This window comes from Citrobacter sp. Cpo045, assembly GCF_030332875.1.
GTDB lineage: Bacteria > Pseudomonadota > Gammaproteobacteria > Enterobacterales > Enterobacteriaceae > Citrobacter > Citrobacter portucalensis.
Genome location: NZ_JAOWGZ010000076.1, coordinates 357,179 through 372,489, shown reverse-complemented (window position 1 = coordinate 372,489; position 15,311 = coordinate 357,179). Strand labels below are relative to the sequence as shown.

Sequence of the window (15,311 nt, the reverse complement as noted above, 5' to 3'; positions counted from 1 at the left end):
ATACCTGCTTTCGTCATTTTGTTCAGCGCTCGTACCAGGGCCATAGCCTCCGCAACCTGACCATCGTAGTCACGCAGCGTCAGTGAACCCCCGAACAGCTGTTTTACCCGGTACATCGCCGTTTCCGCTATCGAGCGACGATTGTAATCTGTTGTCCATTTCCACCGCGCATTACTCCCGGTCATTCGCTGATTAGCCACTGCACGGTTACGGTCTGCATATTCACCGGGCCAGTAACCAGCACCTTTTCGGGGAGGGATAAGCGCGCTGATTTTCTTACGCCGCAGTTCATCGTGACATAGCCGGGTATCGTAAGCGCCATCGGCGGCGGCTGACCTGATTTTCCGGTGGGTTTGCCGGATTAACCCGGGGAAGGCCTCTGAGTCCGTAACGTTGTTCAGCGACAGGTCAGCGCAGATGATTTCATGTGTTTTACTGTCAACGGCGAGATGCAGCTTACGCCAGATACGGCGGCGTTCCTGGCCATGCTTTTTGACTTTCCACTCGCCTTCACCGAAGACCTTCAGCCCGGTGGAATCAATTACCAGGTGTGCGATTTCACCCCGGGTGGGCGTTTTGAAACTGACATTAACCGACTTTGCCCGCCTGCTGACACAGCTGTAATCCGGGCAGCGTAGCGGAACGTTCATCAGAGAAAAAATGGAATCAATAAAGCCCTGCGCAGCCCGCAGGGTCAGCCTGAATACGCGTTTAATGACCAGCACAGTCGTGATGGCAAGGTCAGAATAGCGCTGAGGTCTGCCTCGTGAAGAAGGTGTTGCTGACTCATACCAGGCCTGAATAGCTTCATCATCCAGCCAGAAAGTTATGGAGCCACGGTTGATGAGGGCTTTATTGTAGGTGGGCCAGTTGGTGATTTTGAACTTTTGCTTTGCCACGGAACGGTCTGCGTTGTCGGGAAGATACGTGATCTGATCCTTCAACTCAGCAAAAGTTCGATTTATTCAACAAAGCCCATGACTATGACCACTGTTATTCACAAAACCGGACTCGGCGTCAGCGTTGCGGGCGTGGTGCTGGCGATTATCGGCGCGCTCATCCAGTCCACGGCGCTGTGGCAGCCGGGGCTGGTGATGTTCACCGTCGGATTCGCCGCCGGTGCAGGCTACTGGCCTGGTTTACGCAGCTATCAGTTTACGCTGTGGATCATCGCTGGTTTTGTTGCCGCCATGACCTGGTCTACGGATCTGATCGTCTGGGGCGGTTTCAATATCACCCATAAATGGATCGTGTTCCTTGTGATTCAGGCCACCATGTTCAGCATGGGCACCAAGCTAACGATCCAGGATTTTATTGATGTCGCCAAAATGCCGTGGGCAGTTTTTATCGGTACCTTCTGCCATTTCGTGATCATGCCCCTGCTCGGCCTGAGCATTACCCTGATCTTTGATTTTCCGCCTGAAGTGGCGGTGGGCATTTTGTTGATTGGCGCTTGCCCCAGCGGTCTCTCGTCAACGGTGATGGTTTACATCGCCAACGCCAACCTCGCGCTGGCGGTATCAATCGCCGCAGTCTCAACGCTGGCGGCAACGGTAATGACACCGCTGTGGGTTAATCTGCTGGCGGGTTCGATGATTGATATCCAGCTCACCGCGATGGTGATGGACGTGGTGAAAATCGTATTAATTCCCATCGGCGCAGCAATTCTGCATGACTATCTGAAAACCTATGCAGGCGTGCGCGGACGCCGTGTTGTCCAGATGCTGGCCGGGATCGGCGCAATTTGGCTGCTGTATATGATTGCCGGCGGCTGGGACGCGCTGTTTGGTCATGCCAGCGCCGAAGCGCAGATGTACGCGGTGGTCCTCAACTTCGTAGCAGGCGGCCTCGTTTGGGCATTGTTCTACAACTGGCTGTATGGCCGCGTGGCGGGCGTGAAGAAGGTCATGCCAACCATCTCAATGATGGGGATCATTTTCTTTACCACCACCGCCGCCGCAGCCGGGCGCGACAACCTGGTGCAGGTCGGTTTCCTGCTCTGCTTCGCCATGTTGATGCATAACCTCGGCGGCTTCCTGATTGGTTATCTGATGAGCCGCTGGATCTTCCGCATGGACGTGCAGTCTGCCCGTACCGTGGCCTTTGAAGTCGGCCTGCAAAACGGCGGTATGGCGTCAGGGCTTGCCGCCGCGATGGGCAAACTGGCAACGGTTGGACTCGCATCAGCGGTGATGACACCGCTGGGTAACGTTAGCGGCTCGCTGCTCGCCAACTACTGGCGCAAAAAAGACGCCAGACAGGCGCAGGTAGCAGCAGCCAAAGATCCCGTTCAACCTGCTTGCGAAAATCTGTCGAAAGGATAATCACGATGACAACTCTCACTCTGGGACAGGCCCTGCGCGCCGTAACCTGTGCGCTCGAACTCGCCGAAACACGTTATGCAAATCGCCCGTTAAGCGTGGTCGTATGCGATGCCAATGGAGAACTGCTCAGCTTTGCGCGGATGGATAACGCCAAACTGTTAACCATCGAGTTAACCCAGCGTAAAGCGCGCACCAGCAGCCGCCTGGGCTGCACCACGCAGGCATTTTTACAGCGTCTGCAAAAAGAGCAACTGGATATTAGCTATTTTGCCGATCCGCGTTTTACGGCGCTGCCGGGCGGGATCCCTATTCTGCACCAGGGGAAATGCCTTGGAGCCGTCGCGGTGGGCGGTTTATCCGCGCAGGAAGATCATGATGCGGCGCTGTCCGTCGCGGAAACGTTACTTAAGGAGATTGCCCAATGAAAAAGGTCGCCATGCTGCATACCAGTGCAGCCACGCTTGCGATAATGCAACAGCTGATCGCCGACATCATGCCGGAGGTCGAAGTGATGCACCTGGTTGAAGAATCTATGATTAAACAGGTGATGAAAGCCGGAGGCGTATCGCCAAATATTGCCGCCCGCATCGCCGACTATGTGCATATTGCTGAAAAGGCGGACTGCGATATCTTTATTACCGCCTGCTCTTCAATTGGTACTGCGGTGGAGCAATGCCAGTTTATGACCCCACTCCAGCTCGCGCGCATTGACTGCGCGATGGTGGAAGAGGCGATTGAAAAAGGCGAACGGATCGCCGTGTTAGCAACCGTGGCAACCACGCTGAAGCCAACGCTGGATTACGTCCAGCGTAAAGTTCAGCAAAGCGGTAAATCACGAACCATTACGCCTGTATTAATGGAGGATGCATTCCACGCGCTGCTGGCGGGAGATATGGATACCCATGACCGTATCGTCAGTGAAGGGTTACAGAGCGCCTTTACCCAGGCGGATGTCGTGATGCTGGCGCAGGCTTCGATGGCGCGCGTTTTACAACAGCTCCCTTCCCCGCCGGTGCCGGTAATGACCTCACCGGAAAGTGGAATTCGCTGGTTGAAAACGCTGGCTGAACGCTAAATTCCCGGCAAAAAAAGGCCATCATCAGATGGCCAACCATGTCGAAACGGGACCAGCCCTTGACTATGCAGAGAGTCAGGGCTGTTTTTTTATTTCTTACTTAATAACGGTTTTCAGCGCTTCGCCGATATCGGCCAGGCTACGGACAGTTTTCACGCCTGCGGCTTCCAGCGCAGCGAATTTCTCATCCGCTGTACCTTTCCCACCCGCGATAATCGCACCCGCGTGACCCATACGCTTACCTTTCGGCGCAGTCACGCCCGCGATGTAACCTACAACCGGCTTGGTTACATGATCTTTGATGTAAGCAGCCGCTTCTTCTTCCGCGCTACCGCCGATCTCACCGATCATGACGATCGCTTCAGTCTGCGGATCTTCCTGGAACAGCTTCAGGATGTCGATGAAGTTAGAGCCAGGGATCGGGTCGCCACCGATACCCACACAGGTAGACTGGCCGAAACCATAGTCGGTGGTCTGCTTAACCGCTTCATAGGTCAGGGTACCTGAACGGGAAACGATACCCACTTTACCCGGCTTGTGAATGTGGCCCGGCATGATACCGATTTTACATTCACCCGGAGTGATAACGCCTGGGCAGTTCGGGCCGATCATGCGTACGCCTGCTTCATCCAGCTTCACTTTCACGGTCAGCATATCCAGCGTTGGGATACCTTCGGTGATGGTGATGATAAGCTTGATGCCTGCATCGATTGCTTCCAGAATGGAATCTTTGCAGAACGGGGCCGGAACATAGATAACGGTGGCGGTTGCGCCGGTCGCTTCTACCGCTTCACGTACGGTGTTGAACACTGGCAGACCGAGATGCGTGGTGCCGCCTTTGCCCGGCGTAACGCCACCGACCATTTGCGTACCGTAAGCGATCGCTTGTTCGGAGTGGAATGTCCCCTGGCTACCGGTGAAGCCCTGGCAGATAACCTTGGTATCTTTATTAATTAAAACTGACATTATTTCCCCTCCACTGCGGCAACAACCTGCTGAGCTGCATCCGTCAGACTTTTCGCTGCAATAATATTCAGGCCGCTATCAGCCAGTTTTTTCGCGCCGAGTTCAGCGTTGTTACCTTCCAGACGTACCACAACCGGAACGTTTACACCTACTTCTGCTACCGCGCCGATGATACCGTCAGCGATCAGGTCGCAACGTACGATACCGCCGAAGATGTTAACCAGTACGGCTTTAACATTGTCATCAGAGAGGATAATTTTGAACGCTTCGGTTACACGCTCTTTGGTCGCACCGCCGCCAACGTCGAGGAAGTTAGCCGGTTCGCCGCCGTGCAGCTTAACGATGTCCATGGTGCCCATTGCCAGGCCCGCACCGTTAACCATACAACCGATGTTACCGTCCAGTGCGACGTAGTTCAGTTCCCACTGTGCAGCCTGCGCTTCACGCGGATCTTCCTGAGACTGGTCGCGCATTTCGCGCAGGTCAGCCTGGCGGAACAGTGCGTTGCCGTCAGCGCCCAGTTTGCCGTCGAGGCAGATCAGGTCCCCCTGCTTGGTCACAACCAGTGGGTTGATTTCGATCAGCGCCAGATCGCGCTCCAGGAAGATAGTCGCCAGACCCATGAAGATCTTGGTGAACTGCTGAACCTGTTTACCTTCCAGACCCAGTTTGAACGCCAGCTCACGGCCCTGGTAAGGCATCGGACCTGCCAGCGGATCGAGCGCCACTTTGTGGATCAGGTGCGGGGTTTCTTCCGCTACTTTTTCGATTTCCACGCCGCCTTCGGTAGAGGCCATGAAGACCACGCGACGGGAGCTACGGTCAACAACTGCGCCGAGGTAAAGTTCTTTACCAATGTCGGTCGCGGCTTCAACCAGAATCTGATTTACCGGTTGGCCATGAGCATCTGTCTGGTAAGTGACCAGACGTTTACCCAGCCAGTGTTCAGCAAAAGCGCGAATGTCTTCTTTGCTGTTTACCACCTTCACACCGCCCGCTTTACCACGGCCACCAGCGTGAACCTGACATTTCACTACCCACGGGCCAGCGCCGATTTTAGATGCAGCTTCTTCGGCTTCACGCGGAGTAGTACAGGCATAACCCACCGGTGCCGGTAAGCCATAGCGGGCAAAAAGTTGTTTTGCCTGATATTCATGTAAGTTCATGTGTTCTGTCCATCCTTCAGGTAATCGTTATCTTTTACCCGTAGGTCTGATAAGCGTCCAGACCTACGGGGCAGGTGATACTCTTATTAACTACACGTCCAGCAGCAGACGCGTTGGATCTTCCAGCAACTCTTTAATGGTTACCAGGAAGCCTACTGACTCACGACCATCGATCAGACGGTGGTCATAAGACAGCGCCAGATACATCATCGGCAGGATTTCAACCTTGCCGTCTACCGCCATCGGACGATCTTTGATGGCATGCATACCCAGGATGGCGCTCTGCGGTGGGTTGATGATCGGCGTAGACATCAGGGAACCGAACACACCTCCGTTAGTGATGGTGAAGTTACCACCCGTCAGATCTTCGACCGTCAACTTGCCGTCGCGACCTTTAACTGCCAGTTCTTTAATATTCTTCTCAATGTCAGCCATACCCAGCAGATCCACATCACGCAGGACCGGCGTGACCAGGCCACGCGGCGTAGAGACCGCCATGCTGACATCAAAGTAGTTGTGGTAAACCACGTCATCGCCGTCGATGGACGCGTTCACTTCCGGATAGCGTTTCAGCGCTTCAACAACCGCTTTCACGTAGAAAGACATAAAGCCCAGACGGATACCGTGGCGTTTCTCGAACGCATCACCGTATTGCTTACGCAGGTCCATGATTGGCTTCATGTTGACTTCGTTGAACGTGGTCAGCATGGCGGTAGAATTTTTCGCTTCCAGCAGACGCTCGGCTACACGTTTGCGCAGACGGGTCATCGGAACACGTTTTTCGCCACGCGCGCCCAGTTGAGCCTGCGGTGCAGGTGCTGCAGCCGGCGCTTTTGCTTCGGCTTTCGCAGCCGGAGCTTTCGCCAGATGTTTTTCAACATCTTCACGGGTGATACGACCGCCGACACCGGTGCCGTTGATAGCGCTGGCTTCGAGGTTATGCTCACCCAGCAGGCGACGGATCGCCGGGCTCAGGGCATCGTTATTCTGCTCAGCAAGAGACGCCTGCTGGCGCTGTGCCGGAGTAGAATCTTTCTCTTCAGACTTAGCACTGGTTTCTTTACCGGTGCTGTTGCCTTCACGCAGGCGACCGAGGATCTGGCGAGAAGTGACGGTTGTCCCTTCATCTTCCAGAACCGCATCAAGAATACCGTCCGCTGATGCCGGTACTTCCAGTACCACTTTGTCAGTTTCGATTTCTACCAGTACTTCATCACGACGTACTGCATCGCCCGGTTTTTTGTGCCAGGTTGCAACCGTTGCATCCGCTACGGATTCAGGCAGGTCGGGAACAAGAATATCTACGCTACTCATTATTTATCCTTTATTTAATCGACGTTCAGCGCGTCATTTACCAGATCTTGTTGCTGCTTCTGGTGAACGGACATATACCCTACTGCCGGAGAGGCAGAGGCCGGGCGACCTGCATAACGCAGAGCTGACCCAAATGGAATTACTTCACGGAAATGATGCTGGCTGCAGTACCATGCGCCCTGGTTGAGCGGCTCTTCCTGGCACCAGACAAAATCATGTACGTGAGCAAATGGTTTCAGCGCTTCCTGCACCGCTTTATGCGGGAACGGATAGAGCTGTTCGATGCGCACAATGGCGACATCTTTTTGGTCGTTCTTGCGGCGTTGCTCCAGCAGGTCGTAATAAACCTTACCAGAACACATCACGACACGCTTCACGCCTTTAGGATCAAGTTCATCTACTTCGCCAATGGCTGGCAGGAAAGTACCATTTGCCAGTTCGTCCAGCGTAGACACCGCCAGCGGATGACGCAGCAGCGACTTCGGTGACATCACCACCAGCGGACGACGCATACCGCGCAGCGCCTGACGACGCAGCATGTGGTAAACCTGCGCCGGGGTAGACGGGACGCAAACCTGCATGTTTTGTTCAGCGCAAAGTTGCAGATAACGTTCCAGACGCGCGGAGGAGTGCTCCGGACCCTGACCTTCATAGCCGTGCGGCAGCAGCATAACCAGACCACACATACGGCCCCATTTCTGCTCGCCGGAAGAGATGAACTGGTCGATAACGACCTGTGCACCGTTAGCGAAGTCACCGAACTGTGCTTCCCAGATGGTTAGCGTGCGCGGTTCTGCTGTGGCATAACCGTACTCGAACGCCAGCACGGCTTCTTCAGACAGCACGGAGTCCCATACGCGGAAGGTGCCTTGTCCGTTATGCACATGCTGCAGCGGAGTGTAGGTTGAACCGTTCGCCTGGTTATGAATCACCGCGTGACGGTGGAAGAAGGTACCGCGACCGGAGTCTTCACCCGACAGACGGACCGGAATGCCTTCGTCAACCAGCGTGGCGTAAGCCAGATTCTCTGCACCACCCCAGTCAAACAGCTTCTCGCCTGCGGCCATGGCCTGACGGTCGCCGTAAATCTTGGCAACACGCGACTGCATTTCAACCGCTTCAGGTACGGTGCTGATGCGTTTTGCCAGCTCCTGCAGACGCTTCATCTCAACTTTGTTCGGGTAGTTTTCATCCCATTCGTGGTTGAGGTACGGCGACCAGGTGAAGGAGTGCATGTTCATTGGACGCCACTCTTTCACTACGCATTCGCCAGCATCCAGCGCGTCACGGTACAGATTGACCATCTCGGTCGCATCTTCCAGCGTGGCGACCTTGTCCGCTTCCAGCTTATCAGCGTAGATTTTGCGCGGGGTCGGATGCTTTTTGATTTTCTGATACATCAGCGGCTGGGTTGCGCTCGGCTCGTCGGCTTCGTTGTGGCCGTGACGGCGGTAGCACACCAGATCGATGAAGACATCGCGTTTAAAGGTATTACGGAAATCCAGCGCCAGACGCGTCACGAAAGCGACCGCTTCCGGGTCATCCGCGTTCACGTGGAAAATCGGCGCCTGAACCATCTTACCGATGTCGGTACAGTACGGTGTAGAACGCGCATCCAGCGGGTTAGACGTAGTGAAGCCCACCTGGTTGTTGATAACGATGCGAACGGTACCGCCCACTTCGTAACCACGCGCTTTCGACATGTTCAGGGTTTCCTGAACCACGCCCTGCCCGGTAACTGCCGCATCACCGTGAATGGTGATTGGCAGGACTTTATTGCTGCTCGGTTCGTCCAGACGATCCAAACGTGCACGTACGGAACCGATAACCACCGGGCTAACGATTTCCAGGTGCGACGGGTTAAACGCCAGCGCCAGGTGTACCAGACCGCCTTCGGTTTCGATATCTGATGAGAAGCCCATGTGGTACTTCACGTCACCGGTGCCGAGGTGTTCTTTATGTTTGCCCGCAAATTCGTCGAACAGTTCCTGCGGGCGTTTGCCCAATACGTTAACCAGAACGTTCAGACGACCACGGTGCGCCATGCCCAGTACCACTTCACGGGTACCGCTGTTACCGGCGTGGCGGATCATCTCTTTGAGCATTGGGATTAACGCATCGCCGCCTTCAAGCGAGAAGCGTTTCGCGCCCGGGAACTTAGCGCCCAGGTAGCGTTCCAGACCTTCTGCTGCGGTCAGTTCACTGAGGAAACGTTTCTTCTCTTCGCTACTGAATGCGGCACGGCCAGACTCGATACGCTGCTGAAGCCAACGTTTTTCTTCGGTGCTGGTGATGTGCATGTACTCGGCGCCAATTGGGCCGCAGTAGGTTTGTTTCAGCGCAACAACCAGGTCGCTCAGCTTCATCGTGTCTTTGCCGCCGGCAAAAGAACCTACGTTAAAGCTTTCCTGGAAATCCGCATCGGTCAGATCGTGGAAAGACGGGTCCAGATCGGCCACATTTTCTTGCTGCCACAGTCCCAGCGGATCAAGATTCGCATGCTGATGACCGCGGAAACGATAGGCGTTAATGAGCTGCAGGACTTTAACCTGCTTCACATTGGCATCAGGGTCGGAAATAGAAGAAGAGTAACGTGGGGTAATCAACGCCTGTCGACGGAAATAATCACGTGTTTTTGAGTGAAGTTGATCCGGTTTGACTCCGGTACCAGGTAACTGCTGGAACGTCGAACGCCAGTTAGCATCTACCGAGTCAGGGTCGGTTAAGAAGTCTTCATAGAGCTGTTCTATCCAGCTCTGGTTAGAACCAGAGAGGTAAGAAGAGTCCAACCAGGCTTTCAAAGCGCTGTTCTGCATCGTGATCCCTTAAGCATTTGTATGCTTACTTCGCCGTGGATACTACCACGCACACCGATGTGCGTGCCGGGGTTCACTTGTTGCGGACTGTCGTGTCATCTGCGTCCGCTAAGGAACCTTTAAAAACTGTCTAATAATGTGGCAGTTTTTAGAGGTTTCCTGCAGTTATATTGCCTGATGGCGCTTCGCTAATCAGGCCTACAAGGTACGTAACCCGTAGGCCGGATAAGACGCTACGTCGCATCCGGCAACCATTGCCTGATGGCGCTTCGCCTATCAGACCTACAAGGTACATAACCCGTAGGCCGGATAAGACGCTACGTCGCCATCCGGCAACCACTACAACTACTTACGCACTACGTTTGAGCAACATCGACTTAATATGGCCAATGGCGCGCGTCGGGTTTAGTCCTTTCGGACATACGCTGACGCAGTTCATGATGCTATGGCAGCGGAATACGCTGAAAGCGTCACTTAAACCTTCCAGGCGGCTGTCGGTCTCGGTATCGCGGCTATCAATTAAGAAGCGATACGCTGCCAGCAGGCCTGCCGGGCCAATAAATTTGTCCGGGTTCCACCAGAATGATGGGCAGGACGTTGAGCAGCATGCACACAAAATACATTCATACAGCCCATCGAGCTTCTCACGCTGCTCTGGCATTTGTAAATGCTCACGAGCTGGCGGATTTTTCCCATTATTCAACAAGTAAGGCTTAATCTTCTCATACTGTGCGTAGAATTGCCCCATGTCTACCACCAAATCGCGCACAACCGGTAAACCCGGCAGCGGGCGAATGACAATTTTTTTGCCCGGCTGATTCAGCGCAGAAATAGGAGTGATACAGGCCAGTCCATTTTTGCCGTTCATGTTCAGACCGTCGGAGCCACAAACCCCTTCACGGCAGGAGCGACGGAACGACAGTGACGGATCTTTTTCTTTCAGCTGCATCAATGCATCCAGCAGCATCATGTCGCGCCCTTCTTCCGCCTCCAGGGTGTAATCCTGCATGCGCGGAGCGTCGTCAACATCCGGGTTATAGCGATAAACTGAAAACTCGAGTTTCATTGTCCTGTCTCCGCATTAATAAGTACGAATCTTCGGCGGGAATGCCGGGCGCAGCTTCGGTTCCATATTGACTTGACGTCGCGTCATGGATTCCGACTCTGGCAGGTACAGGGAATGGCACAGCCAGTTTTCATCATCACGTTCCGGGAAGTCGAAGCGGCTATGCGCGCCACGGCTTTCGGTACGGAAGTTTGCAGATACTGCAGTGGCGTACGCGGTCTCCATCAGGTTATCCAACTCCAGACACTCAACGCGCTGGGTGTTGAACTCGCTGGAGGTATCGTCCAGACGGGCATTTTTCAGGCGTTCGCGGATCGCTTTCAGCTCTTCCAGACCTTTCGCCATCGCATCGCCTTCGCGGAATACCGAGAAGTTATGCTGCATACATTCTTGCAGCGCTTTGCGAATCGCCACCGGGTCTTCACCGTTACGGTTACCGTTCCAGCGGTTCAGACGCGCCAGAGAAGCGTCGATTTCATCTTCGGTCGCATCCAGCAGGTCACCCTGCTCAGCGATGGATTCCTGCAGATGCAGACCAACCGCTCGACCAAATACTACCAGGTCCAGCAGCGAGTTGCCGCCCAGACGGTTGGCGCCGTGAACCGATACGCAGGCGATTTCGCCGACGGCAAACAGCCCAGGGATCACCACATCTTCGCCCTGCTCATTCACGGTCAGCGCCTGGCCAGTTACTTTGGTCGGAATACCACCCATCATATAGTGGCAGGTTGGGATAACCGGAATCGGCTCTTTGACCGGGTCAACGTGAGCAAAGGTACGGGACAGTTCGAGAATACCCGGCAGACGGGATTCCAGCACTTCTTTACCCAGGTGGTCGAGTTTCAGTTTGGCGTGCGGACCCCACGGGCCGTCGCAGCCGCGACCTTCGCGAATTTCGATCATGATGGAACGCGCCACCACGTCACGACCCGCCAGGTCTTTCGCATTCGGGGCATAACGCTCCATGAAGCGCTCGCCGTGTTTGTTCAGCAGGTAGCCACCTTCACCACGGCAGCCTTCTGTTACCAGAACGCCTGCACCGGCGATACCGGTTGGGTGGAACTGCCACATCTCCATATCCTGTACCGGCACGCCAGCGCGGATAGCCATACCAACACCGTCACCGGTATTGATGTGGGCATTAGTAGTGGACTGATAAATACGGCCAGCACCGCCGGTGGCCAGCACAGTCGCGCGGGCTTTGAAGTAAACCACTTCACCGGTTTCGATACACAGCGCGGTACAACCGACAACTGCGCCATCGGCGTTTTTCACCAGGTCCAGCGCATACCACTCGGAGAATATGGTGGTATGGTTTTTCAGGTTCTGCTGATACAGCGTGTGCAACAGCGCATGACCGGTACGGTCGGCCGCTGCCGCAGTACGAGCCGCCTGCTCGCCGCCGAAGTTCTTCGACTGGCCGCCAAACGGACGTTGATAAATTGTGCCATTGTCGAGGCGAGAGAACGGCAGCCCCATGTGGTCCAGTTCCAGAATCGCTTCCGGACCGGTTTTACACATATATTCAATAGCGTCCTGGTCACCAATGTAGTCCGACCCTTTAACGGTGTCGTACATGTGCCATTCCCAGTTATCTTCATGGGTATTACCGAGCGCAACGGTGATGCCACCCTGCGCGGATACGGTATGGGAACGGGTTGGGAACACTTTGGAGAGCAGCGCACAGGTCTGACCGCTCTGGGAAATTTGCAGCGCCGCGCGCATACCTGCGCCGCCGGCACCAATCACAACAGCATCAAATTCTCTGACTGGCAGTTTCATTACACACCCCACACCACAACAAATCCATAAATGACGTAAACCACCAGCGCAACGACGATAGCCAGTTGCAGAATCAGGCGCACAGCCAGAGGTTTAACGTAGTCGGTCAACACCTGCCACATGCCAATCCAGGCATGAATCAAGATGGAGAAGAGTGCCAGCAGGGTGAAGACTTTGGTGAATGCCGATGAGAAGAAACCGGTCCAGACTTCATACGTCAGCTCGCCGCTGGTGGCGAAGAAACCGACCATATAGATGATGTATAACGTCAGAACGATAGCGGTAGCACGGACCAGAATGAAGTCATGTACGCCGTTGCGTCCTAATGCGGAGGCGTTGCTTACCATACGAGGACTCCTGCGAGAAGTGAAAGCACGACAATGATAACGAAACAAATTTTGGCGGAGCGTGTCCCTGCTTCGAGGGTTTCTTCGATATAGCCAAAATCCATCAACAGATGGCGAATGCCCATTACGGCGTGATATGCCAGCGCAATCAGGATCCCCCACAGAATTAACTCCACAAAGAAGTTATTCATAATGGATGACGCGGTGAGGAAACCTTCAGGGGAGGAAAGGCTGGTACCCAATAACCACAACAGAATCCCGACCGCCACAAAGGTGATCACTCCGGATACGCGATGGAGAATGGACGCTATCGCCGTGATTGGGAACCGGATCGTTTGCAGATCCAGATTGACAGGTCTTTGTTTTTTCACATTTCTTATCATGAATAACGCCCACATGCTGTTCTTATTATTCCCTTTAGACTTCGGGTACAGAAGATGAAGACACCTGTAGCCTGAAAGACGGCGGGATTTCCTTCCTCCGGTCTGCGTGCGGGTCAGACAGCGTCCTTACTATAACTACGCGTCATATAAAACACTGCTTCCAGATGCTAAAACGACACGTTACAACGCTGGTTGGCTCGGGATTGCAGGGTATTCCGGAGACCTGGCGGCAGTATAGGACGTTCACAAAATCATTACAATTAACCTACATATAGTTTGTCGGGTTTTATCCCGAACAGTGACATAGGTCACGATAACAACATTATTTTAATTTTTAATCATCTGATTTGACAATCATTAAACAAAGTTGTTACAAACGACACCAGAAAAAGCATATAATGCGTAAAAGTTATGGGGTCACTCTTTCACCGGAGATTTAGTTATGTAACAGTGTGGAAGTATTGACCAATACCTTCAGGACAGTTATTAGTGATAGACAGGTTAAATAATTCGGATTGCTAAGTTCTTGATTTGCAGTTTATTCGCCATGAAAAGACCGTTTTACCTGCAAGCGCCCATAGCTCTGTACCCAGGTCATCCCCTCTTTCGCAGAGCGGCGAGCCAAATAACAAACTGGTAACGGTTTATTGATGCACGAAAGCAAATTTAAGTTCCGGCAGTCTTAAGCAATAAGGCGCTAAGGAGACCGTAAATGGCTGATACTAAAGCAAAACTCACTCTAAATGGTGACGCTGCTATTGAACTGGATGTGCTGAAAGGTACGCTCGGTCAAGATGTTATTGATATTCGTAGCCTTGGCTCAAAAGGGATGTTTACTTTTGACCCAGGTTTCACCTCTACCGCATCCTGCGAATCCAAAATTACTTTCATCGACGGTGACGAAGGTGTTTTGCTGCATCGCGGCTTCCCGATTGACCAACTGGCGACCGAGTCCAACTATCTGGAAGTGTGTTATATCCTGCTGTACGGCGAAAAACCGACTCAGGAAGAGTACGACGAGTTCAAAACCACAGTCACTCGCCATACCATGATCCACGAGCAGATCACCCGTCTGTTCCACGGTTTCCGCCGCGACTCTCACCCGATGGCCGTTATGTGCGGTGTAACCGGAGCGCTGGCAGCGTTCTATCATGACTCGCTGGATGTAAACAACGCGCGTCACCGTGAAATCGCCGCCTTCCGCCTGCTGTCCAAAATGCCAACCATGGCAGCGATGTGCTACAAATATTCCATCGGGCAGCCGTTCGTGTACCCACGTAATGATCTCTCCTACGCCGGTAACTTCCTGAACATGATGTTCTCTACGCCGTGCGAAAAATACGAAGTGAATCCGATTCTGGAACGCGCAATGGACCGTATCTTAATCCTGCACGCTGACCACGAACAGAACGCCTCAACCTCTACCGTACGTACCGCGGGCTCTTCTGGCGCTAACCCGTTTGCCTGCATCGCGGCAGGTATTGCTTCCCTGTGGGGACCGGCACACGGCGGCGCAAACGAAGCTGCGCTGAAAATGCTGGAAGAAATCAGCTCTGTTAAACACATTCCGGAATTTGTTCGCCGCGCGAAAGACAAGAATGATTCCTTCCGCCTGATGGGCTTTGGTCACCGTGTTTATAAAAACTATGACCCGCGCGCTACCGTCATGCGTGAAACCTGCCATGAAGTACTGAAAGAACTGGGCACCAAAGATGATCTGCTGGAAGTGGCGATGGAACTTGAGCACATTGCGCTCAACGACCCGTACTTCATCGAGAAGAAACTCTACCCGAACGTAGACTTCTACTCCGGCATCATCCTGAAAGCGATGGGCATTCCGTCCTCCATGTTCACCGTGATCTTCGCCATGGCACGTACCGTTGGCTGGATTGCACACTGGAACGAAATGCACACCGACGGCATGAAAATCGCGCGTCCGCGTCAGCTGTACACCGGCTACGACAAGCGCGATTTTAAGTCTGATATTAAGCGTTAATTGTTCAGGCCACCGGATAATTCCGGTGGCTTTTTTCAGTTCCCGTCTTGTTCATTGCATTCACCTCTTCAATATT

At 53.7% G+C, this 15,311-nt stretch carries 13 protein-coding genes and 1 pseudogene; 5 read left to right on the top strand and 9 right to left on the bottom strand.

Features of this window, described 5'->3' with window-relative positions:
* Positions 1-944: IS5 family transposase (locus OGY13_RS05465; RefSeq protein WP_164850819.1), on the bottom strand; the 944-nt coding region annotated here is incomplete at its 3' end.
* 33 nt (positions 945-977) lie between these two features.
* Between OGY13_RS05465 and OGY13_RS05460 the strand changes: the two genes are divergently transcribed.
* Genes OGY13_RS05460 through OGY13_RS05450 form a run of 3 tightly spaced genes read left to right on the top strand, consistent with a single transcriptional unit; the run spans position 978 to position 3,399 of the window.
* Positions 978-2,324, top strand: coding sequence for a bile acid:sodium symporter family protein (locus tag OGY13_RS05460; RefSeq protein ID WP_020996543.1), 1,347 nt, complete (start codon positions 978-980; stop codon positions 2,322-2,324).
* A gap of 5 nt (positions 2,325-2,329) precedes the next feature.
* Positions 2,330-2,749, top strand: coding sequence for a GlcG/HbpS family heme-binding protein (locus OGY13_RS05455; RefSeq protein ID WP_213752991.1), 420 nt, complete (start codon positions 2,330-2,332; stop codon positions 2,747-2,749).
* Positions 2,746-3,399: an aspartate/glutamate racemase family protein gene (locus tag OGY13_RS05450; RefSeq protein WP_048214664.1), complete on the top strand. Its 654-nt coding sequence runs from the start codon at positions 2,746-2,748 to the stop codon at positions 3,397-3,399. The genes OGY13_RS05455 and OGY13_RS05450 overlap by 4 nt, the downstream gene beginning before the upstream one ends.
* A 96-nt stretch (positions 3,400-3,495) precedes the next feature.
* Here the strand turns inward: OGY13_RS05450 and sucD are convergent, their stop codons facing one another.
* The 8 genes from sucD to sdhC form a co-directional block, all read right to left on the bottom strand.
* The gene (gene sucD, locus OGY13_RS05445; RefSeq protein WP_003022929.1) at positions 3,496-4,365 is read right to left on the bottom strand and encodes a succinate--CoA ligase subunit alpha; all 870 of its coding nucleotides are present in this window, start codon (positions 4,363-4,365) and stop codon (positions 3,496-3,498) included.
* Entirely contained in the window at positions 4,365-5,531 is a 1,167-nt protein-coding gene (gene sucC, locus OGY13_RS05440; RefSeq protein WP_003022927.1) for an ADP-forming succinate--CoA ligase subunit beta, read from the bottom strand. The genes sucD and sucC overlap by 1 nt, the downstream gene beginning before the upstream one ends.
* Before the next feature lie 90 nt (positions 5,532-5,621).
* Complete coding sequence (gene odhB, locus OGY13_RS05435) at positions 5,622-6,845, bottom strand: 2-oxoglutarate dehydrogenase complex dihydrolipoyllysine-residue succinyltransferase (protein ID WP_003022925.1); 1,224 nt, start codon at positions 6,843-6,845, stop codon at positions 5,622-5,624.
* A 14-nt stretch (positions 6,846-6,859) separates the two neighbouring features.
* Positions 6,860-9,661, bottom strand: coding sequence for a 2-oxoglutarate dehydrogenase E1 component (gene sucA, locus OGY13_RS05430; protein WP_003831411.1), 2,802 nt, complete (start codon positions 9,659-9,661; stop codon positions 6,860-6,862).
* 349 nt (positions 9,662-10,010) lie between these two features.
* Positions 10,011-10,727, bottom strand: a complete 717-nt coding sequence (gene sdhB, locus OGY13_RS05425; RefSeq protein WP_003022921.1) for a succinate dehydrogenase iron-sulfur subunit SdhB — start codon at positions 10,725-10,727, stop codon at positions 10,011-10,013.
* Between the two features lie 15 nt (positions 10,728-10,742).
* On the bottom strand, positions 10,743-12,509 hold the full coding sequence (sdhA, locus tag OGY13_RS05420) for a succinate dehydrogenase flavoprotein subunit (RefSeq protein ID WP_003831409.1): 1,767 nt from the start codon (positions 12,507-12,509) through the stop codon (positions 10,743-10,745).
* Positions 12,509-12,856 carry a succinate dehydrogenase membrane anchor subunit gene (sdhD, locus tag OGY13_RS05415; protein ID WP_003831408.1) on the bottom strand — a complete coding sequence of 116 codons (348 nt, stop codon included), beginning with the start codon at positions 12,854-12,856 and terminating at the stop codon, positions 12,509-12,511. The genes sdhA and sdhD overlap by 1 nt, the downstream gene beginning before the upstream one ends.
* Positions 12,850-13,254: a succinate dehydrogenase cytochrome b556 subunit gene (gene sdhC / locus OGY13_RS05410; RefSeq protein WP_003831406.1), complete on the bottom strand. Its 405-nt coding sequence runs from the start codon at positions 13,252-13,254 to the stop codon at positions 12,850-12,852. The genes sdhD and sdhC overlap by 7 nt, the downstream gene beginning before the upstream one ends.
* A 383-nt stretch (positions 13,255-13,637) precedes the next feature.
* On the opposite strand from sdhC, the pseudogene OGY13_RS05405 reads away from it, so the two are divergent.
* Positions 13,638-13,748: pseudogene (locus tag OGY13_RS05405) on the top strand (hypothetical protein).
* A gap of 203 nt (positions 13,749-13,951) precedes the next feature.
* The gene (locus OGY13_RS05400; protein WP_003831404.1) at positions 13,952-15,235 is read left to right on the top strand and encodes a citrate synthase; all 1,284 of its coding nucleotides are present in this window, start codon (positions 13,952-13,954) and stop codon (positions 15,233-15,235) included.
* The last annotated feature ends 76 nt before the right edge of the window (positions 15,236-15,311 follow it).